The following is a 4,552-nucleotide window of genomic DNA, read 5'->3' as shown; positions in this document are numbered from 1 at the left end:
CTTCTTTAACCCAAGAATCATCATATCCATTGCCATTGAAAATAATGCGCTTGTGGTTTTTGATTGTATCTTTGATCAAGGCATGTAATGTAGTGTCAAAATCATCTGCAGCTTCTAAGATATTCGCAAATTTTTCGATTTCATCCGCAATGACTGTATTTAACACAATATTGCATCCGGCAATACTTGAGTTAGATCCGGGCATTCTGAATTCGAATTTGTTTCCGGTAAAGGCGAATGGAGAAGTACGGTTACGGTCGGTTGAATCTTTAGGGAATTTAGGAAGAACGGTTGCTCCAATCTTCATCAATTCTTTTTCTTTTCCATCATATGGTTTATCTTCTTCAATGGCCTTTAATACAGCAGTTAATTCATCACCTAAGAAAATAGAGATAATAGCTGGAGGCGCTTCGTTAGCACCTAGTCGGTGATCGTTACCTGCAGTGGCTACACTTAATCGTAATAAGTCTTGGTGTTCATCTACAGCTTTGATAATAGCGGCTAAGAAGACTAAAAATTGTGCGTTTTCATGAGGCGTATCGCCTGGTTCTAATAAGTTGATTCCTGTATCCGTAGATAAAGAGAAGTTATTGTGTTTACCACTTCCGTTGATTCCTTCAAATGGTTTTTCATGAAGTAGGGCAACCAATCCATGTTTTTTCGCAACTCTTTGAATCAATTCCATTGTCAATTGGTTGTGGTCTGTTGCGATATTTGTCGTTGTGAAAATTGGGGCTAATTCATGTTGAGCAGGCGCTACTTCGTTGTGTTCAGTTTTTGCCAAGATGCCAAGTTTCCATAACTCTTTATTTAAATCGGACATAAATTCTTGAACACGACTTTTGATTGTTCCAAAATAATGATCTTCCAATTCTTGTCCTTTAGGGCATGGTGCACCAAATAATGTACGTCCTGTATAGATCAAGTCTTTTCTTTGTTCATAATATTTCTGGTCAACTAAGAAATATTCTTGTTCAGGTCCGACGGTTGTTTTAATGGTTTGAACATCGTCATTGCCAAATAATTTCACAATACGTAAGGCTTGTTTATTAATGGCCTGCATACTTCGAAGTAGTGGCGTTTTCTTATCTAGGGCATGTCCTGAGTAAGAGCAGAAAGCGGTTGGAATACAAAGAACTCCGTTTTTAATAAAGGCATAGCTTGTTGGATCCCAAGCTGTATATCCTCTTGCTTCAAATGTGGCTCTTAATCCACCATTTGGAAAACTTGAGGCGTCTGGCTCACCTTTGATTAATTCTTTTCCACTAAATTCCATAATGACTTTGCCATCTTTATCGGGATTGATAAAGCCATCATGCTTTTCAGCTGTAACTCCTGTCATTGGCTGGAACCAGTGTGTATAGTGTGTTGCACCTTGTTCTAAGGCCCATTCTTTCATAGCGTGGGCTACCGCGTTTGCGATTTTGATATTTAACTGTTTTCCATCGCGAATGGTTTTTTCTAATTCGCGATATGTATCTTTTGCGAGCTTTTCTCGCATAACAGATTCATCAAAAACTTTACTTCCAAAAATTTCTTCTACGATCGATTTCATAATGGCTCTCCTTTACATAAAAAAAGGGCAAGGACACTAAAAAAACTAGGGTTTGACCTATGTTTTCTTTGGCGTCCTTGCCATGTATGCATTCATTATAAACAGATATTTTGTGTTGTCAATGAAAAAATGTAAAATGATTTGAAAACAGAATGAAAATAGTGTATTAATTATTCGAGGTGAATTGTATGACATATGAGGATGTATTAAATTTTTGTGAAGAACAAGACGTTCGATTTATTCGTCTTTCTTATTTTGATATGTATGGTACACAGAAAAATGTTTCTGTTTTACCAACTGAATTAAAAAGGGCATTTGTGGAGGGAATTAGCTTTGATGCCAGTGCCATTGATGGCTTTCTAGATGAAGTGCATAGTGATCTATTCTTATATCCTGACCCGAACACTATGAGTATCTTGCCATGGCGTAGTATGGATGGAAGTGTCATTCGTATGTATTGTGATATTAAATATCCGGATGGAACGCCTTTTGAAAGGGATGTGCGTTATATATTAAAGAAGGCAATCCTAAAAGCGAAAAGTATGGGAATCAGTGTTAACTTTGGTTCAGAGTTTGAATTCTATTTATTTAAGCAGGATGAAAATGGAGAAAATACCTATGTTCCATTGGATCATGCGGGGTATATGGATATTTCACCATTAGATAAAGGGGAAAATGTTCGTCGTGAGATTTGTTTAACATTATCGGAAATGGGAATTGATCCAGAGGTTTCGCATCATGAGATGGGTCCTGGGCAAAATGAGATTGATTTTCGTTATTCAAGTGCTTTACAGGCAGCGGATAATGCGGCGACATTTAAGTGGGTTGTTGAAGCTATTGCGAATATGCAGGGTTTAGTAGCTGACTTTTCACCAAAACCTTTAGAGGATCAGCCAGGTAATGGGATGCATATTAATATGAGTGTAGATCAACATGAAGAGTTGTTGATGCCTTTTATGGCGGGTATTTTAAATCGTATTGAAGAGATGACAGCCTCTTTAAATCCGACAAAACACTCCTACAAGCGTTTGGGTAAGGATAAGGCGCCCGGCTATATTTCCTGGTCGTATCAGAATCGTAATCAATTGATTCGTATTCCGGCTACGCATTCGACAAATCGTATGGAGTTAAGAAGTCCGGATTGTAGTTGTAATATTTATTTGGCCTATGCCTTATTGATTTATGCCGGTTTAGAGGGGATTGAAAAGAACATGGTACCCGATCCTTGTACGGATATTGTATCGAGTGATACAAAAAAGCTTCCTCAAAGCTTAAAAGAGGCAAAGGAAAAGGCTTTGAATTCGGATTGGTTAAAACAAGTTTTAGGAAAAGATGTAGTGGATATTTATGTTGGGTAAGTGCGTATGGAGGCAAGTAAAGTATTAGTACTTGGAAATGAGAATTTCTTAGCTTTATTAAAAAATACGGCCAATTATCGATATGTGCTGTCAAAGACATATAATGATGCGTTAAATAAGTTGAGAAATACGCATTTTGAGATTGTTGTGATCTTATATTCGCAAACGACAAGTGGGCTTTTAAATTTTGCGAAGAGTTTAAATACGCAAGTTCTTTTGGTGTGCAATAAGGAAATCTATGATCAAGTTTCATATCAGTGTAAAGATAGTGGTATAATAGTTCTGTCGTATCCCATCAAGAAGCAGTTGGTGTATGAAGCATTTCAGATTCTTATGAGTATGAATAGGCGAATCCAGCTTTATGAAAAGAAGATCAGTAAGCTTGAACAGAAATATTTAGAGTTGAAGATGGTGGATCATTGTAAGTTGGTTTTGATTTCAAATTATCATTGGAGTGAAGACAAGGCGCATCACTATATTGAAAAGATAGCGATGGAGCAGAATAAGACGAAATTCTTGGTGGCTAAAGAGTTATTAGAGGAGTTTCAAACATGAAAAAGATTCAAAAGACCAATACGATGCGTTTTTTAGATCAGCATAAAGTGGAATATCAAGCGCATATGTATGAACATAAAGATGGTGATCCCGTAGATGGTGTGCATGTTGCGAATATGTTACATCAGCCAGTGGAGGCTGTGTATAAAACTTTAGTTACACAGGCAAATACAAAGGAATACTTAGTGTATATGCTTCCGGTCGAAAAGGAACTGGATTTAAAGAAGTGTGCAAAAATAGCCGAGGTCAAATCTTGTGAGATGATTCATGTGAAGGACATCAATAAGATTACGGGCTATATTCGTGGTGGTTGTTCTCCATTGGGTATGAAAAAACAATTTCGTACGTTTATTGAAAAGGATTGTTTAAATCAAGATAAAATCTATTTTAGTGCAGGTAAAATTGGTATGCAGATTGAGATGGATCCAAAGACATTGATGGATTTAATTCATGTTCAAGCAGGCGATATCACAAAGGAGTAATTTTATGTGGGCGAATGAGAGTGTATTTTATCAAATATATCCTTTTGGAGCTTGTGGAGCGCCATTTGAGAATGATCATGTTCTAGAACATAGAATTCATAAATTAGAGGATTTCATTCCGCATTTAAAAAAATTAAAAATTGATTGTATTATGCTGAATCCAATCTTTGAAAGTCGTACGCATGGCTATGATACAACGGATTTTAAAACGTTAGATACAAGATTGGGTACCAATGAAGACTTAAAGGAAGTTGTAAAACAATTCCATGAAAATGGTATTCAAATTATTTTAGATGCCGTGTTTAATCATGTGGGACGTGATTTCTTTGCGTTTCAAGATGTATTAGAAAAGAAGTGGGATTCACCTTATAAGGATTGGTTCTATATTGATTTTAATGGAAACAATCACTACAACGATGGCTTCTGGTACCAGGATTGGAAAGGCAATGATATCTTAGTGAAGTTGAATCTTCAAAATTCACAAGTAGTAGAATACATTTTAAGTGTAGTGGATTTCTGGCAAGAAGAATTTAAAATTGATGGTTTAAGATTAGATGTCGCATATTGTCTAGATAAAAACTTCCTTCAAACTTTACATAATC

Annotated in this window: 5 protein-coding genes; 4 read left to right on the top strand and 1 reads right to left on the bottom strand. The window is 36.3% G+C overall.

Translation table 11 applies throughout. The features are described from left to right. The coding region (locus tag ACZQCL_RS06800; protein WP_482482392.1) for a glutamine synthetase III family protein at positions 1-1,555 on the bottom strand (1,555 nt) is incomplete at its 3' end. A gap of 188 nt (positions 1,556-1,743) precedes the next feature. On the opposite strand from ACZQCL_RS06800, the gene ACZQCL_RS06795 reads away from it, so the two are divergent. From ACZQCL_RS06795 to ACZQCL_RS06780, 4 genes are all read left to right on the top strand, one after another. Beyond that, on the top strand, positions 1,744-2,913 hold the full coding sequence (locus ACZQCL_RS06795) for a glutamine synthetase family protein (RefSeq protein WP_482482390.1): 1,170 nt from the start codon (positions 1,744-1,746) through the stop codon (positions 2,911-2,913). A gap of 6 nt (positions 2,914-2,919) precedes the next feature. Further along, entirely contained in the window at positions 2,920-3,468 is a 549-nt protein-coding gene (locus tag ACZQCL_RS06790) for an ANTAR domain-containing response regulator (protein ID WP_482482388.1), read from the top strand. Beyond that, entirely contained in the window at positions 3,465-3,950 is a 486-nt protein-coding gene (ybaK, locus tag ACZQCL_RS06785) for a Cys-tRNA(Pro) deacylase (protein WP_482482386.1), read from the top strand. The genes ACZQCL_RS06790 and ybaK overlap by 4 nt, the downstream gene beginning before the upstream one ends. A 4-nt stretch (positions 3,951-3,954) precedes the next feature. Continuing rightward, on the top strand, positions 3,955-4,552 hold a 598-nt coding region (locus ACZQCL_RS06780), incomplete at its 3' end, for an alpha-amylase family glycosyl hydrolase (RefSeq protein ID WP_482482384.1).

This window comes from Holdemanella sp. (assembly GCF_056804935.1).
Note: the sequence above shows the minus strand (reverse complement) of the source record. Positions and strands in the feature narration are given on the sequence as shown.

What these genes read in the sequence shown, in the direction of transcription:
- ACZQCL_RS06795 (WP_482482390.1), top strand. Translation starts at nt 1,744, where the DNA reads ATGACATATGAGGATGTATTAAATTTTTGTGAAGAACAAGACGTTCGA.
- ACZQCL_RS06790 (WP_482482388.1), top strand. Translation starts at nt 2,920, where the DNA reads ATGGAGGCAAGTAAAGTATTAGTACTTGGAAATGAGAATTTCTTAGCT.
- ybaK (WP_482482386.1), top strand. Translation starts at nt 3,465, where the DNA reads ATGAAAAAGATTCAAAAGACCAATACGATGCGTTTTTTAGATCAGCAT.